Origin of the sequence: Cupriavidus sp. GA3-3, assembly GCF_000389805.1 — a bacterium.
GTDB lineage: Bacteria > Pseudomonadota > Gammaproteobacteria > Burkholderiales > Burkholderiaceae > Cupriavidus > Cupriavidus necator_D.
The window spans coordinates 21,553-36,218 of sequence record NZ_KB944472.1; the positions used below are offsets into that span (position 1 = coordinate 21,553).

Here is a 14,666-nt window from a genome sequence, read left to right on the forward strand (position 1 = left end):
TCTCCTTGAGGTCGGTCCGGCGTGCCCACTAAATATCTGGAATCAGTCGTTTGCCCAGGCTGACCACTTCATCGGGCGCATAGCCCAGCTTGTCGTAGAAATCGATCACGGCGCGGTTGCCTGCGCGTACCAGCAAGTTGATCTTGGGGCAGCCCCGCTCGATCAGCAACTGCTCGGCATGCGCCATCAGCATGCGCCCGTACCCTTTGGCCTGCAGGTCGGGCTGTACCGCCAGATAGTAGACCCAGCCGCGATGCCCGTCGAACCCCACCATGGCAGTGGCGACGGGTCGGCCGTCGATGTCGCCGACCAGAAACAGTTCAGGCTGCTCGGTCAGCTTGCGCGCGATATCGCGCTGCGGGTCGTTCCACGGACGGGTCAGGCCGCAGGCCTGCCACAAGGCAATGACGCAGGATTGGTCTTCCGGGCGGAAAGGACGGATCAGCATGCTTGTTGGTGCGCCGCAATATGCCGGCACATTGTTAGCTTTTTGACAGTGTAGCGCCGCTGCGGGTGCCACAATGCCTGCAAGACATGACGAGACGACGCGCGGCCATCGCGCACGCTGCCACCAAAGGAGACCCGCATGAGCGACACCCACGCGCCTGCACGCGCCACCTTCAGCCATATGGAACACGGCACCCGCGAGGACTGGGCCGCCATCTCCGCCGAGTTCATGCCGTTCGCGCGGGCGCTGCCGGATCGCGTGCTGGCGCACCTGCGCCTGCTGGATGGCGATTGCGGCGGCTTCCCCGTGGACCGGCTCACGCATTCGCTGCAGACCGCGACACTGGCGCACCGCGACGGCCAGGACGAGGAATACGTGGTTTGCGCGCTGCTGCACGATATCGGCGATACGCTCGGCAGCTTCAATCATCCCGACATTGCCGCCGCCATCCTCAAGCCATTCGTCAGCCCCGAGAACCTGTGGATGGTGGAAAAGCACGGCGTGTTCCAGGGCTACTACTTCTTCCATCACCTCGGCCTGGACCGCAACCTGCGCGAGCAGTACCGCAGCCAGCCCGAGCTGTTCGAGCGCACCGCGGAGTTCTGCCGCAAGTACGACGGTGCCGCCTTCATGACGGACTACGACACGCTGCCGCTGTCGTTCTTCGAGCCGATGGTGCGGCGCGTGCTGGCGCAGCCGCGCAACTCGATGTATGTGAAGCCGGGAGAAGCGACGCTGGCACAGCCCTGAAAGCACAACGGCCTCGCTTCATGCGAAGCGAGGCCGTTGTGTCATGCCATGGCCAGTCAGGCCGCGCGCTGCGCCGTCTCCGGATGGCGGAACTGCTCCAGCAGCTTGGCCCAGCGCCCGCGTACCGCCTTCAGGTTGTTTTCCTTCACATGCCCGAAGCCACGGATATCGTCCGGAAGGTTGGCCAGCGTCACCGCGGTGTCGTAGTTGGCCGCATTCAGGCCCGCCACCAGCTCATCCAGCAGCGCGCGGTACTCGCCGATCAGCGCGCGCTCGGTGCGGCGCTCATCGGTCTTGCCGAAGATATCGAACATGCCGCCGCGCAGGCCCTTCATCTTCGCCAGCAAGCGGAACAGCTTCATCGTCGACGGCCCGAACTTGCGCTTGACCAGGTGGCCCTTGTCATCGCGCTTTGAGGTCAGCGGCGGTGCCAGCCAGAAGTTGAGCTGGTAGTCCTTGCCCGGCTCGCCTTCGAACTGCGCACGCAGCTTGTCGAGGAAGACAGGATCGGTGTAGAGCCGCGCCACCTCATACTCGTCCTTGTACGCCATCAGCTTGGCCAGGTTGCGCGCCGCGGCCTCGGTCAGCGGCAGGGCCTTGCCGCTGCCAGCCAGCGTGCTCTCGGCCACGCGCACGCGGTCGATGGCTTCGCGATAGGTGCGCGCGTACGCGGCATCCTGGTAGGCCGTCAGGTGTTCCATGCGCCGGCCGATCAGCTTCTCCAGCATCGCACCGCTGGAAGTCGGCAGCTTGACCACTTCCGCGCCTTCGGCGGTGTTCTTCAGCTTGCCGGTCAGCGACAGCACGTGCTCGGGGTCGTGCGCCATATGCCGGCCCCAGTCGAACGCGGCCTTGTTCTTCTCGACAGCGACGCCGTTGAGTTCGATGGCGCGCTCCAGCGCCTGCAGCGTCAGCGGGATCCAGCCCTTCTGCCAGGCATAGCCGAGCACCAGCGGGTTGGTGTAGATCGCGTCGCCCAGCAGCGCCACGGCGAGACCCGAGGCGTTGATGAACTCGCACTTCTCGCCCACCGCGGTGCGCACATCCTGCTCGGCCGACAGGCCGGGGAACTGCCACTTCGGGTTCTTGATGAAGTCGGCGGTCGGCGTCTGCGCGGTGTTGACCACGGCGCGGGTGCGGCCGGCCTGGGTCTTGGAGATGACTTCGTCGGTGGCCGACACGATCGCATCGCAGCCGATCACCAGGTCCGCCTCGCCCATGGCGATACGGGTGGCGTGCAGGTCGTCCGGGCGCGCGGCCAGCTGCACGTGCGACAGCACCGCGCCGCCTTTCTGCGCCAGGCCCGCCATGTCGAGCACGGTGACGCCCTTGTTCTCCAGGTGCGCGGCCATGCCGAGCAGGCCGCCGATGGTCACCACGCCGGTGCCGCCCACGCCGGTCACCAGGATGCCGTAGGCGCGGCGGATCGGCGGCAGCTCAGGCTCTGGCAGCGCGGGCAGGGTGTTCATCGACACGCCGTGCTGCTCGGGCTTGCGCACCTGCGCGCCTTCGGCCGTGACAAAGCTCGGACAGAAGCCGTTCACGCACGAGAAGTCCTTGTTGCACGACGACTGGTTGATCTGGCGCTTGGTGCCGAAATCCGTTTCCAGCGGTTCCACCGACAGGCAGTTGGACTTGACCGAGCAGTCGCCGCAGCCTTCGCACACCGCGTCGTTGATAAAGGCGCGGCGTTGCGGATCCTCCATCGTGCCGCGCTTGCGGCGGCGGCGCTTCTCGGTGGCGCAGGTCTGGTCGTAGATCAGGATGGAGCAGCCCGGCACCTCACGCAGCTCACGCTGCACGCTGTCGAGCTGATCGCGGTGATGGATGGCGATGCCTTCGGGCAGCTTGATCGCGCCGTTGTACTTCTCCGGCTGGTCGCTGACGATGACGATCTTCTTCGCGCCTTCGCTATGCACCTGCCAGGCGATGTCCCGCACCGACAACTGGCCGTCCACCGGCTGGCCGCCGGTCATCGCCACCGCATCGTTGTACAGGATCTTGTAGGTGATGTTGACGTTGGCCGCGATCGACGCGCGGATCGCCAATAGACCGGAGTGGAAGTAGGTGCCGTCGCCCAGGTTGGCGAACACATGCTTGTCGCCAGCGAACGGCGCCTGGCCGATCCACGCCACGCCTTCGCCGCCCATCTGGCTGAAGGTGCTGGTATTGCGGTCCATCCACACCGTCATGTAGTGGCAGCCGATGCCAGCCAGCGCGCGCGAGCCTTCGGGCACATTGGTCGAGGTGTTGTGCGGGCAGCCCGAGCAGAACCACGGCTTGCGCTCCGCCGTCACGCGCGGCGTGGCCAGCGCCTTTTCCTTGGCCTCGATGATGGCCAGGCGCGCGGTGATGCGCGCGCGCACGTCGATCGGCAGCTCGAACTTGTCCAGCCGGGTGGCGATGGCCTTGGCGATGATCGCCGGCGACAGCTCATAGTGCGCCGGCAGCAGCCAGTTGCTTTGCGGGATCGACCATTCGCCGCCCGCGTTGTCCTTTTCGTCGAACTTGCCGTAGACCTTGGGGCGCACGTCGTCGCGCCAGTTGTACAGCTCTTCCTTTAGCGCGTACTCCATAATCTGGCGCTTCTCTTCGACCACCAGGATTTCCTGCAGGCCTTCGGCAAAGGCGCGCGCCCCATGCGCCTCCAGCGGCCACACGCAGCCGACCTTGTACAGGCGGATGCCGATCTGCGAGCAGGTGGCATCGTCCAGGCCCAGGTCGGCCAGCGCCTGGCGCGTGTCCAGGTAAGCCTTGCCGCCGGTCATGATGCCGAAGCGCGCGTGCGGCGAATCGATTTCGATGCGGTCGATCTTGTTGGCCCGCACATAGGCCAGACCCGCGTACCACTTGTAGTCGAGCAGGCGCGCTTCCTGTTCCAGCGGCGGGTCCGGCCAGCGGATGTTCAGGCCGCCCGGCGGCATGATGAAGTCGTCCGGCAGCACGATCTGCACGCGGTGCGGATCCAGCTCCACCGAGGCCGACGATTCCACCACGTCGGTCACGCACTTCATCGCCACCCACAGGCCGGAGTAGCGGCTCATGGCCCAGCCGTGCAGGCCGTAGTCCAGGTATTCCTGCACGTTCGACGGGTACAGCACCGGCAGGCCACAGGCCTTGAAGATGTGCTCGGACTGGTGCGCCAGCGTCGAGGACTTGGCCGAGTGGTCGTCACCGGCCAGCACCAGCACGCCGCCGTGCTTCGACGATCCCGCCGAGTTCGCGTGCTTGAACACGTCACCGGTGCGGTCCACGCCCGGCCCCTTGCCGTACCACATGCCGAACACGCCATCGAACTTGGCGTCCGGATACATGTTCACCTGCTGCGACCCCCATACCGAAGTCGCGGCCAGGTCCTCGTTGAGGCCAGCCTGGAACACGATGTTGTGCGCGGCAAGGTGCTTCTTGGCCTTCCACAGCGACAGGTCGAGCGCGCCCAGCGGCGAGCCCCGGTAGCCGGAGATAAAGCCGGCGGTGTTCAGCCCGGCGGCGCGGTCGCGCTCCTGCTGCAGCATCGGCAGGCGTACCAGGGCCTGCGTGCCGCTGATATAGATGCGGCCACGCTCCAGCGTGTATTTGTCTTCGAGGGAAACGTTTTCGAGCGCGCGGCGGATGGCGTCGCTGACCGGGGAGGTCAGGGGGGCATTCATAGGTGCTCCTCTATGGGCGTGCTGTCGGGATCACCGACACCTACAGTTGTGGGCGACCGCCTCATGACCTCTTGTGAAGGTGTTGGACGGTCGTGTCTCTGCGCGGCATGGTAGCACCGCCACAAAATCGGCGGTACCTTGCAATGCAGCACAAAGCGTGCCCGCCGTGCCCGTGATTTCCCGTATGGACAGGGGTTCGCGTGTACACTGCGTTGCATCGAGATGGCCCGTGCCGCTGCCGGGCTGCCTGCGATGCGCCACATCTGCACAGCCAGCCTGGTGCAACCTGATTTCCGATTGCCGTCCTGATGCACGCATGGGACGGGCAAACCAGTGACTACCTGAACATGACCAATTCCCCCCGCCAGGGCACCGCGACCCTGGCCGTGCTGATCGATGCCGACAACGCGGCGCCCGCCATCGTCGAAGGCCTGCTGGCCGAGGTCGCCAAGTACGGCGTGGCCGCCGTCAAGCGCATCTACGGCGACTGGACCCGGCCCAACCTGGCCGGATGGAAGGAGCGGCTGTTGTCGCACTCGATCCAGCCGATCCAGCAGTTCCGCTACACCGTGGGCAAGAACGCTACCGACAGCGCCATGATCATCGACGCCATGGACCTGCTGTACACCGGGCGCTTCGACGGCTTCTGCATCGTTTCCAGCGACAGCGACTTCACCCGGCTGGCCTCGCGCATCCGCGAGCAGGGGCTGACCGTGTACGGCTTTGGCGAGCGCAAGACCCCCAAGCCCTTTGTCACCGCCTGCGACAAGTTCATCTACTCCGACGTCCTGCGCGCCGATGCGGATACGGAAGGGACCGAAGGCGTCGACGGGGCTGCCGCGCCCACGCGCAAGCGCAGCACCGGCGAGCTGCGCCAGGATTCGCGCCTGGTGCGCCTGCTGCAGAGTGCGGCGCAGGCGGTGTCGGACGAGGATGGCTGGCTGACGCTGGGCAGCATGGGCAACCACATCGCCAAGCAGGCGCCGGAATTCGATTCGCGCAACTACGGGTACGGCAAGCTTTCGGAGCTGGTGCAGGCCACCGGCCTGTTCGAAGTCGAGACCCGCAACGGCGGCAACAACAAGACCATCTGGGTGCGCCTGAAGAAGCGCGCCAAGGGCGGTGGCGAGGGCGATGGCCGCGGCCAGCAGCAGTCGCAACCGCAACAGCAGCAGCGTCCGGCGCAGCCTGAAGCACGCCGCCAGCCGGCACCGGCGCCCGTGCCCGCGGATCCGCCTGCGCCCGCCGTGGCCCAGCCAGAGGCGGCGCCTGAGCCTGTGCCAGTGCGCGAACCCGAGATCGAGCTTTCCGTCGTCGCCGCCGAAGTGGCCGAGCCGGCGGCGGAGGCAGCGCCGCAGGCTGAGTCCAAGGCCCGCCCCGCACGCAAGCGCGCCACGCGCCGCCCCGACGTGACGCTGAGCGAAACCCCGTGGCCGATCGACCAGTCGATCTTTGCCGCGCCGGGCACGACAGTGCTGTCGGCGCAGGTTGAACCGCAGCCAGAGGCCCAGCCCCAGCCGGAGGCAGCCACTGCCGAGGCGGCGCCCGCCCGGGCACCGGCCAGGAAGACGCGCAAGCGCCCGGCCAAGAAAGCGGAGTGATGTGGCCGGCCGGCGCCATGCCGGCCCTGCCCGCCAAAGAAAACGCCGGCTTCGCGCCGGCGTTTTCTTTGGCAGAGGTCCTTACCGCACCAGCTGGTTGATCTCGATGATCGGCATCAGCACCGCCAGCACGATCAGCAGCACCACCACGCCCATGGTCAGGATCAGCAGCGGCTCCAGCAGGCTGGTCAGGAACAGCGTGCGGCGTTCCAGTTCCTGCGCCTCGCCCTGCGCGGCGCGGTCCAGCATCACCGGCAGATTGCCGGTGGCCTCGCCGGAGCGGATCAGGTGCACCAGCACCGGCGGGAACTGATTCTGCGCCGCCAGCGCGCGCGCCAGCGAGGCGCCTTCGCGCACGCGCGTGTTGGCGTCTTCCACGTTGGCGCGCAGCGCCTCGTTGGTCAGCGTCTCGCCCGCCGCCTGCAGGCTGCGCAGGATCGGCACGCCGGCCGACACCAGGATCGCCAGCGTGCCGGCGAAGCGCGCGGTGTTGTAGCCGCGGATCAGCTTGCCCAGCAGCGGCGCGGTCAGCAGCCAGCGGTGCCATTCCAGCCGCACCGCGGGCTGCTTCAGCACGCTGCGGATCGTGAACGCTGCCGCCGCCAGCACCGCCAGCGCTGCCCACCACCAGTTCCGGACGAAGTCCGACAGCGCCAGCATGATGATGGTCAGCATCGGCAGCTTCTGCTTGGTATTGGCGAACACGCTCACCACCTGCGGCACCACGTACGACAGCAGGAAGATCACGATGGCGAATGCCACCACCGTGACGATGGCGGGGTAGGTGAAGGCCAGCCGGATCTTGGAGGTCAGGGTATTGCGCGACTCGATATAGCCCGCCAGCCGCTCCAGCACCAGTCCCAGGTGGCCGGAGTGCTCGCCGGCCGAGACCAGCGCACGGTAGATGTCGGGGAAGTCGCGCGGATGCTGGGCCAGCGCCACCGACAGCGAGCTGCCGCCCATCACCTCGGCGCGGATGCCGGCCAGCAGCTCGTGCACATAGGCGCGCTCGGCCTGGTCGGCCAGTGCCCCCAGCGCCTCGTCCAGCGGCAGCCCCGCCACGATCAGGCTGGCCAGCTGGCGCGTGAACAGCGCCTGTTCCTGCGTCGACAGCTTGCGCGCAAACAGCTGGCTGCCGCTGCGCGGCGCCAGGCCGGCACCGGCGAGCGGGTCGACGGTCAGCGGTGTCAGCCCGCGCGCGCGCAGCTGCGAACGCGCCTGGCGCGGGCTGTCGGCCTCGATCACGCCGCGGTCGGTCTTGCCGGCGGCGTCGGCGGCTTCATAGCGGAAGGCTGGCATCCGGGCGGCTCCGCTTTAGTCGCGCGTCACGCGCAGCACTTCCTCAAGCGAGGTCGCGCCGCTGTCGATCCAGCGCTGCGCGTCGCCGCGCATGGTGTGCATGCCGTGCGCCAGTGCCACCTGCTTGATCTCGGACTCCGGCGCCTGCCGGTGGATCATGGTGCGGATCTCGTCACCGACGGTCAGCAGCTCATAGACGCCCATGCGCCCCTGGTACCCGGACTGGCCGCACTTGTCGCAGCCCACCGGGTGCCACACGGTCTGCAGCGGCTTGCCCTGCGCGTGCAGCACCTCGGCCTCGGCGGCAGTGACCTCGATCACTTCCTCGCGCTTGCAGTGCTGGCACAGGCGGCGTACCAGCCGCTGCGCCAGCACGCCCAGCAGCGACGACGACAGCAGGAACGGCTCGATCCCCATGTCGACCAGCCGCGTCACCGCCGAGGCCGAGTCGTTGGTGTGCAGCGTGGCCAGCACCAGGTGGCCGGTCAGCGAGGCCTGCACCGCGATCTGCGCGGTTTCCAGGTCGCGGATTTCGCCGATCATGACCACGTCCGGGTCCTGGCGCAGGATCGCGCGCAGGGCCTTGCCGAAGGTCATGTCGATGCGCGCGTTGACCTGGGTCTGGCCGATGCCGTCCAGGTCGTACTCGATCGGGTCTTCGACCGTCATGATGTTGGTGGTGCGCGCATCCAGCCGCGACAGCGCCGCATACAGCGTGGTGGTCTTGCCCGAGCCGGTCGGCCCGGTCACCAGCACGATGCCGTGCGGCTGGCGGATCAGGTGGTCGAAGCCGCGCAGCGTGCCGGGCGCCATGCCCAGCTTGGCCAGGTCGAGCCGGCCTGCTTCCTTGTCCAGCAGGCGCAGCACCGCGCGCTCGCCATGGCCGGTGGGCAGGGTCGAGACCCGCACGTCGACCGGGCGCCCGCCCACGCGCAGCGTGATGCGGCCGTCCTGCGGCAGGCGTTTCTCGGCGATGTCGAGCTGCGCCATGATCTTGATGCGCGAGATCAGCGCGCCGTGCAGCGCCTTTTTCGGCCGCACCACGTCGCGCAGCGTGCCGTCGACGCGGAAGCGCACCACCGACGACGACTCGAACGGCTCGATATGGATATCCGAGGCGCCTTCGCGCGCGGCCTGTGTCAGCAGCGCATTGATCATGCGGATGATCGGCGCGTCGTCCTCGGATTCAAGCAGGTCCTCCACCGCCGGGATGTCCTGCATCAGGCGCGACAGGTCGACTTCGCCTTCGACCTCGCCCACCACCTGCGCGGCGCTGCCGGCGTCCTGGCGGTTGTAGGCATCGGCCATGGCGCGCTCCAGCGCGTCGGGCTCCAGCACGCGCAGGCGCAGCGCGCCATGCACGCGCGCGACCTCGGCCAGCGCGGTCGGAGAGGTGGCGCGGGTCACCCAGACTTCCAGTCCGTCAGGGCGCTGGTGCGCGACCAGCAGCGGCGCCTCGCGCGCAAAGCCGTACGAGACCAGCCGCGCCGCCAACGGCGAGGGCGGCTCCAGGGTCTCGGCCGGCGCGCTGGTGCCGGCGGGCAGGGCAGTTTGGACTTCGCTGGCCATGTCGGGGCTTAGTTCTGGAGCGCAGACTCGCCGCGCGGGTTCAGCGGCTGGGATGCGTTCGCCGGTGGTTGCGGCAGCTGCTGCGGTGCCGGCTGCATGGGCTGTGGCTGGCCCGGCACGCCGGGCTGCGGGGCATTCTGCGGAAGGGTCTGCTGCAGCGGCAGCGGGGCGGCAAGCGGACCGTTTGCACGCGGATCGACGAACGGCGTGGACGGGGCGTCGGCCGGCGGCAGCAACGGCGTGTTGGTATCACGCACCATCATGTTAGGCGAAACAAAGCCCTGCTGCTGCGCGCGCATATAGTCGTAGCGGTCCTGCGTCAGGCGGTCGGCGGCGCCGGCCGTGCGCATCACATAGGGGCGCAGGAACACCAGCAGGTTGGTCTTGGCGCGGTTCTTGTTCTCGTAGCGGAACAGGCCGCCGATCCATGGGATGTCGCCCAGCAGCGGCACCTTCTGCACGCCGTCGCCGTACGAGTCCTCGATCAGGCCGCCCAGCACGATGATCTGGCCGTCGTCGACCAGCACATTGGTCTCGATCGAGCGCACATTGGTGGTCGGGCCCTGGATCAGGTTGGCGGTTGCCTGCACCACGTTCGACGACTCCTGGAAGATCTGCATCTTCACCAGCCCGCCGTCGGTGATCTGCGGCTTCACCCGCAGCGTGATGCCCACGTCCTTGCGGTCGAAGGTCTGGAACGGCGTGACCGAGGCCGCGCCGCCGGTCTGGGCATAGGAGCCGGTGGTGATCGGGATGTTCTGGCCGATCAGGATCTTGGCTTCCTCGTTCTCCAGCGTGATCAGGTTCGGCGTGGACAGCAGGTTGACGCTGCCGTTGGAACCCAGCGCGCGCAACAGCGCGCCCAGCCCCATGGCCTTGTTGACGATGCCCAGGTTGAGGCCGCCGATGTCTTGCACCAGCCCCTGCGCCGCGGCGATGCCGGCGGTGCGGTTGCTGTCGGCCAGCGCCCCGGCCAGGGTCAGGTTCAGGATGTTCTGTCCGCCGGTGCCGAAGTTGGTGCCGGCAAAGACGTTGTTGTTGCCGCCCGGCGAGCTGATCAGGCCCTGCCACTGGATGCCAAGCTCGCTGGCCTGCGTGGAGGTCACCTCGACGATCATCGATTCGATGTAGACCTGCGCGCGGCGCGCGTCGAGGTCGTCGATGACGCCGCGCAGGTTGCGGTAGACCGGTTCGCTGGCGGTGATGATGAGCGAGTTGGTGGACGGGTCGGCCTGGATGATGCCGCCGGTGGTCGGCTGGGTGCTGGTGCCGAACGACGCGGCGAAGGCCGAGTTGCCATAGGCGCCGCCCGTGCCTCCGGACGCGCCGGTGCCGCCGCGCATGCCGGCCTGGGTGCCGGTGGCGCCGCCGGTGAACTGCCCGCCGGCAGGCGTCGAGACATTGGTCATGCCCGCCGCGCCGCCGATGCCGCCGGCCTGCCCGCCGGGCTGGGTGGCGCTGGCGAAGCTGCTGTCGGCGGCGACGATGGCGCGCAGCGTGGCCGCCAGCTTGACCGCATCGGCGTTCTTCAGCGGCACTACCCAGATATTGCCCGGGCGTGCATAGGGCTGGTCGAGCTTCTCGATCAGGTGGCGCGCCTGCTGCAGGCGCGCGCGGCTGGTGGCGCGGATCATCAGCGAATTGCTGCGCGGCTCCGCCACCACCGAGGTGCGCAGGCTGGCATCGGCTCCCGGTGCGCCGCCGCCGGCGGCGCCCGCGGCGGCGGGGTCGAGCAGCTTCTGCAGCACCGCCGCGGTATCGCTGGCCAGCGCATGCTTGAGCGGCACCAGCTCGACCTCGCCCGAGGCCGGCGCATCGACCGCGGCGATGATGCGCGCCAGCCGGCGCAGGTTGTCGGCGTAGTCGGTGATGACCAGCGTGTTGTTGGCCGGGTAGGCGGTGATGGTGTTGTTGGGCGCGATCATCGGCCGCAGCACCGGCACCAGGTTGTTGGCCGATTCATAGTTCAGCCGGAATACCTGCGTCACCACCTGGTCGCCGCGGCTGGGGCTGGCGCCGATCACGGTGGGCGAGCCCTGCAGCTTGGCGTCGGCCTCGGGCACGACCTTGGTGAAGCCGTTGCTCTCGACCATGGCATAGCCCTGCATGCGCAGCACCGAACCCAGCGTCTGCAGCGCCTGCGCGCGCGAGACCGGCTGCTCGGTGACCAGGTTGACCGTGCCCTTCACGCGCGGGTCGATCACGAAGTTCTTGCCGGTGGCCTGGCCGACCGCCTTGATCACCGAATCCAGGTCGGCGTTGACGAAGTTCAGCACTACCTGGTCGCGGTTGGACGGCGTGATGTCGGGTGGCGCGGGCGGGGTGCCGGTGCGCGCGCCGGACTGGGCCCACAGCGGCGCGGGCGCCAGCAGCGAGAGCCCGCACAGCAGGGCCACGGCGCGGGCGCAGGCGGTATGGAAAACAGGTCGGATGGCGTGGGTTTTCATAGTCATTTCCGGGCGCTCCTGGATTGGCCTGGCATCAGAAGCGCAGCCTTGTCACATGGTTGTCTCGTCGTCCCAGCAGGCTCAGCAGGCTGGTCAGTTGGGTTGCCGCTTCGGGCTCGGCGTGCGCGGTGCCCTCGAAGCGCGCCTGCCGCCCCAGCGTGCCGCTGCCCTCCAGGTGCAGCGGCCCGGCGATGGTGCTCAGCTGCAGCTTGCCGCCGCCCTCGCCGGTCCAGTCGAGTTCGGCGCGGTAGCTGCCCAGCGGGCGCAGCCGGCTCACGGCCGACGACACCTGTTCGATGCGCAGCGTCATATGGCCGCTCATGCCCTGGCCCGAAAAGCGGCCCTGCAGCGTGGACCAGTCCACGCGCATCAGGCCGTCCGGGCGCAGCGTATTGAACGGCGCGCCGATGCCTTCGAGCAGCGCCGCGGGCAGCCGCATGGCGCCTGCCTGTGCGCTCCAGCCGCCGGGTGTCACGGTGATGGCGACCGGCGCGGCCATGGCCTCGGAGTGGCTCACCACCAGGCGCGCGCTGCCGCCCAGCAGCGGCCAGAACGCCAGCGTCCATTGCAGCCGGCCCGGCAGCACGGTCGCGGTCTGGCTGCCGGCGCCGGCCGACAGCGCCAGCGTGGCGCTGCCATGCCAGAGCGAGCCGCTGGCATCGGCCAGCAGTACCCGTCCCTGCGTCTGCGTGGCCACGCGCGCGGCGATCCATGCCGCCGGCAGCATCGCCACCACGGTCACCGCGGCGCTCGCCAGGCCAAGCCCCAGCCAGCGCAGGCGCCGCCCTGCGGCCGGCTGGCGCAGCTTGCGGCGCGGCAGGCGCAGCGTTTCCAGCCGTACCATCAGCTGCGGCCGCCCGGACCCTGCAGGGTCGCGCTGACGTTCACCAGCGCCGTGGCGCCGACATAGACGATACGGGCGTCGATCACCTTCATGCGCTGCTGCTGGCGCACGTCCTGCAGCCAGCCGCTGACCGCGCCGAACGGCACCTTGTCCAGCTGCACCTGCACGCTGTTGTCGGCGCCGGCGGCCAGCCGGGTCGCCTTCAGGCCGTGCTGGCCCAGGCTGTCCTGCAGCGCCTGCGTGAGCGCGTCGCCGCGCAGCGCCGGCGCCGGCGTGGCCTTCAGGCCGCGGGCTTCCTGCGCCAGGGATTCCATTTCGGCCAGGTCGGCGCGCAGCTTGGGCAGGTTGCGCGCCAGGCGCTCGCGGCCGTCGGCGGCCGGTTCCCACAGCACCAGGTAGCCGATCACCAGCGCCAGCAGGGCGCCGCCGCCGGCCAGGATGGCCTGTTCGCGCGGGTTGCGCGCCGACCAGAAGGCGTTGAAGCGCTCCTGCCACGCCTGCGGCACGGACGGGCGCAGCCGCGCCAGGCGCGTGCGCAGCGCAGAGGTCGCGCCTGGCCGGCTGGCGCGTGGCGTCTGGCTTCGGGCTGTGTCTTTCATCGGATTCATGCTTGCTGGTGGGCCCGCTTACAGGCCGGGCCTGACGGTCCAGCGCGAGCCGGGCGTCACCGGGGTGCCTGCGCTGCTGCTGGTACTGCCAGCGGCACCTCCGGCCTTGTCTTCTTCCATCTGCAGCCCGGCCTGGCGCGCGGCGCTGCGCAGTCCGGCCGTGTCCGTGCCCGGCTTGAGCGTCACCACCAGCATGCGGCCGCGGTACTCCAGCGCCTGCAGCGCGTCGGGCGGCAGCCTGCGCGCGGCCTGGGCAAAGCGGTCGGCCAGCGGCAGGAAGTCTTCCGGCGTGCTGCGGCCGCTGGCGGTGCGCAGCTGCTCGACCTGCCGCCGCATCTGCAGCGGCGCGTCGAGCACGGTCTGGATCTGCGGGAAGGCGCCGCGCAGCGCCTGCAGCTGCGCGGCTTCCAGCCGCTGCTGCTCGCGCCGCAACAGCAGCCAGTGCGTGTTCATGCCAATGACCTGCACCAGCACGATGCCCGCCAGCAATGCCAGCGGCACGCGCCATGCCACCAGGTTCCAGCGGTCGGCCCGGCCCTGCGCGAATTCAAACTGCGCCAGGTCCAGCGCCGGCTCGCGCAGGCATTCCTGCGCGCCTTCGATCCACAGCTGCCAGCTGGCGCGGGCGGCCTGGCGCAGGTCGGGCACCGGCGCCGCGGCGGCAGCGTCGGCATCGGCATACCAGGTGCCGGCGGGTGCAAGCGCCTGCCACGCGGCCAAGGCATCGTCGCCCAGCAGCAACCCGTAGCCGGCGTGTGCGCCGGTGCGCACGGTCAGCTGCCACTGGCGCGCGGCGTCGGAGCCGGTGCCGGGCAGCTCGCCGCCTAACTCATCGCCCAACTCGCCGCTCCGGGCGAGGGCGCTGGCGGCGGCTTCGACCACCAGCGCGGCCGCCGGCGGCGGCGCGTCGGCGCTCGCCAGTGACGGCTCGGTGCCGGCTTCAGCGGCGGAAGCCAGCGGCACGCACAGCTGCGCGGCCAGCACATGGCGGCGCCGGTGGCGGTGTTCGGCAAAGGCGTCGAGCACGGCGCGCAGCCAGGCGCGGTCGGCCACCATCAGCAGCCGCTGGCGCGGTCCGCGCGCGGTGCTGCCGTCGAGGGCAGGGCCCACGCCGATATGGCACGGCTGCGCCTCGGTCGCGAGCGCGTCCTCGACCAGGTTGGGCAGCGCCTGTTTCAAACGGGCGGGCGGCAGCGGCGGCACGCTGGCGGTGGTCAGCAGTACGTCGCTGGCGGCGAGGATCAGCACCAGGCGCTCGGCCGCGGGCAGGTCAGCGATGCGGGCGTGGCCTTCGCGCAACACTTCCGGCGTCGCACGGGCCTGGCCACGCCGCGCCGTATCGGCCGTGGCAGTGCGCACCAGCGCGAACGGCAGGGTGCCGAACTGCCACGGTTGCGGCTGGTCATGCGGCCGGTGTGGCAGGCGGACGTACAGGGTGGTGCTCAAGGTT

General features: G+C 69.2%; 10 protein-coding genes. 2 read left to right on the top strand and 8 right to left on the bottom strand.

What is annotated here, in order from left to right; genetic code table 11:
- Positions 1-28 precede the first annotated feature (28 nt).
- Entirely contained in the window at positions 29-448 is a 420-nt protein-coding gene (locus C265_RS11420; protein ID WP_010813441.1) for a GNAT family acetyltransferase, read from the bottom strand.
- A 138-nt stretch (positions 449-586) separates the two neighbouring features.
- Between C265_RS11420 and C265_RS11425 the strand changes: the two genes are divergently transcribed.
- Positions 587-1,198 (top strand): HD domain-containing protein, encoded by a 612-nt coding sequence (locus tag C265_RS11425; protein WP_010813442.1) that lies wholly within the window; start codon positions 587-589, stop codon positions 1,196-1,198.
- 56 nt (positions 1,199-1,254) lie between these two features.
- Here the strand turns inward: C265_RS11425 and C265_RS11430 are convergent, their stop codons facing one another.
- Positions 1,255-4,848 (bottom strand): indolepyruvate ferredoxin oxidoreductase family protein, encoded by a 3,594-nt coding sequence (locus C265_RS11430; RefSeq protein WP_010813443.1) that lies wholly within the window; start codon positions 4,846-4,848, stop codon positions 1,255-1,257.
- 347 nt (positions 4,849-5,195) lie between these two features.
- Between C265_RS11430 and C265_RS11435 the strand changes: the two genes are divergently transcribed.
- Positions 5,196-6,449 carry an NYN domain-containing protein gene (locus C265_RS11435; RefSeq protein ID WP_037024168.1) on the top strand — a complete coding sequence of 418 codons (1,254 nt, stop codon included), beginning with the start codon at positions 5,196-5,198 and terminating at the stop codon, positions 6,447-6,449.
- 81 nt (positions 6,450-6,530) lie between these two features.
- On the opposite strand, the gene gspF is transcribed toward C265_RS11435, so the two are convergent.
- From gspF to gspL, 6 genes are read right to left on the bottom strand one after another with little or no spacing between them, the layout of a single operon-like run.
- Entirely contained in the window at positions 6,531-7,748 is a 1,218-nt protein-coding gene (gspF, locus tag C265_RS11440; protein WP_010813445.1) for a type II secretion system inner membrane protein GspF, read from the bottom strand.
- A 15-nt stretch (positions 7,749-7,763) separates the two neighbouring features.
- Positions 7,764-9,317, bottom strand: a complete 1,554-nt coding sequence (gene gspE, locus C265_RS11445; RefSeq protein WP_010813446.1) for a type II secretion system ATPase GspE — start codon at positions 9,315-9,317, stop codon at positions 7,764-7,766.
- An 8-nt stretch (positions 9,318-9,325) separates the two neighbouring features.
- A complete protein-coding gene (gene gspD, locus C265_RS11450; protein WP_010813447.1) occupies positions 9,326-11,764 on the bottom strand; it encodes a type II secretion system secretin GspD in 2,439 nt (812 codons plus the stop codon).
- 34 nt (positions 11,765-11,798) lie between these two features.
- The gene (locus C265_RS11455) at positions 11,799-12,608 is read right to left on the bottom strand and encodes a type II secretion system protein N (protein ID WP_010813448.1); all 810 of its coding nucleotides are present in this window, start codon (positions 12,606-12,608) and stop codon (positions 11,799-11,801) included.
- On the bottom strand, positions 12,608-13,216 hold the full coding sequence (locus C265_RS11460) for a type II secretion system protein M (protein ID WP_052181617.1): 609 nt from the start codon (positions 13,214-13,216) through the stop codon (positions 12,608-12,610). Before C265_RS11460 ends, C265_RS11455 begins: the two co-directional genes overlap by 1 nt.
- 18 nt (positions 13,217-13,234) lie before the next feature.
- Complete coding sequence (gene gspL, locus C265_RS11465) at positions 13,235-14,662, bottom strand: type II secretion system protein GspL (protein ID WP_010813450.1); 1,428 nt, start codon at positions 14,660-14,662, stop codon at positions 13,235-13,237.
- Between the last annotated feature and the right edge of the window lie 4 nt (positions 14,663-14,666).

Coding starts and splice junctions, on each gene's coding strand:
- C265_RS11435 (WP_037024168.1), top strand. CDS start 5,196: ATGACCAATTCCCCCCGCCAGGGCACCGCGACCCTGGCCGTGCTGATC.
- C265_RS11455 (WP_010813448.1), bottom strand. CDS start 12,608: ATGGTACGGCTGGAAACGCTGCGCCTGCCGCGCCGCAAGCTGCGCCAG.
- C265_RS11425 (WP_010813442.1), top strand. CDS start 587: ATGAGCGACACCCACGCGCCTGCACGCGCCACCTTCAGCCATATGGAA.
- gspE (WP_010813446.1), bottom strand. CDS start 9,317: ATGGCCAGCGAAGTCCAAACTGCCCTGCCCGCCGGCACCAGCGCGCCG.
- C265_RS11420 (WP_010813441.1), bottom strand. CDS start 448: ATGCTGATCCGTCCTTTCCGCCCGGAAGACCAATCCTGCGTCATTGCC.
- gspD (WP_010813447.1), bottom strand. CDS start 11,764: ATGAAAACCCACGCCATCCGACCTGTTTTCCATACCGCCTGCGCCCGC.
- C265_RS11430 (WP_010813443.1), bottom strand. CDS start 4,848: ATGAATGCCCCCCTGACCTCCCCGGTCAGCGACGCCATCCGCCGCGCG.
- gspF (WP_010813445.1), bottom strand. CDS start 7,748: ATGCCAGCCTTCCGCTATGAAGCCGCCGACGCCGCCGGCAAGACCGAC.
- C265_RS11460 (WP_052181617.1), bottom strand. CDS start 13,216: ATGAATCCGATGAAAGACACAGCCCGAAGCCAGACGCCACGCGCCAGC.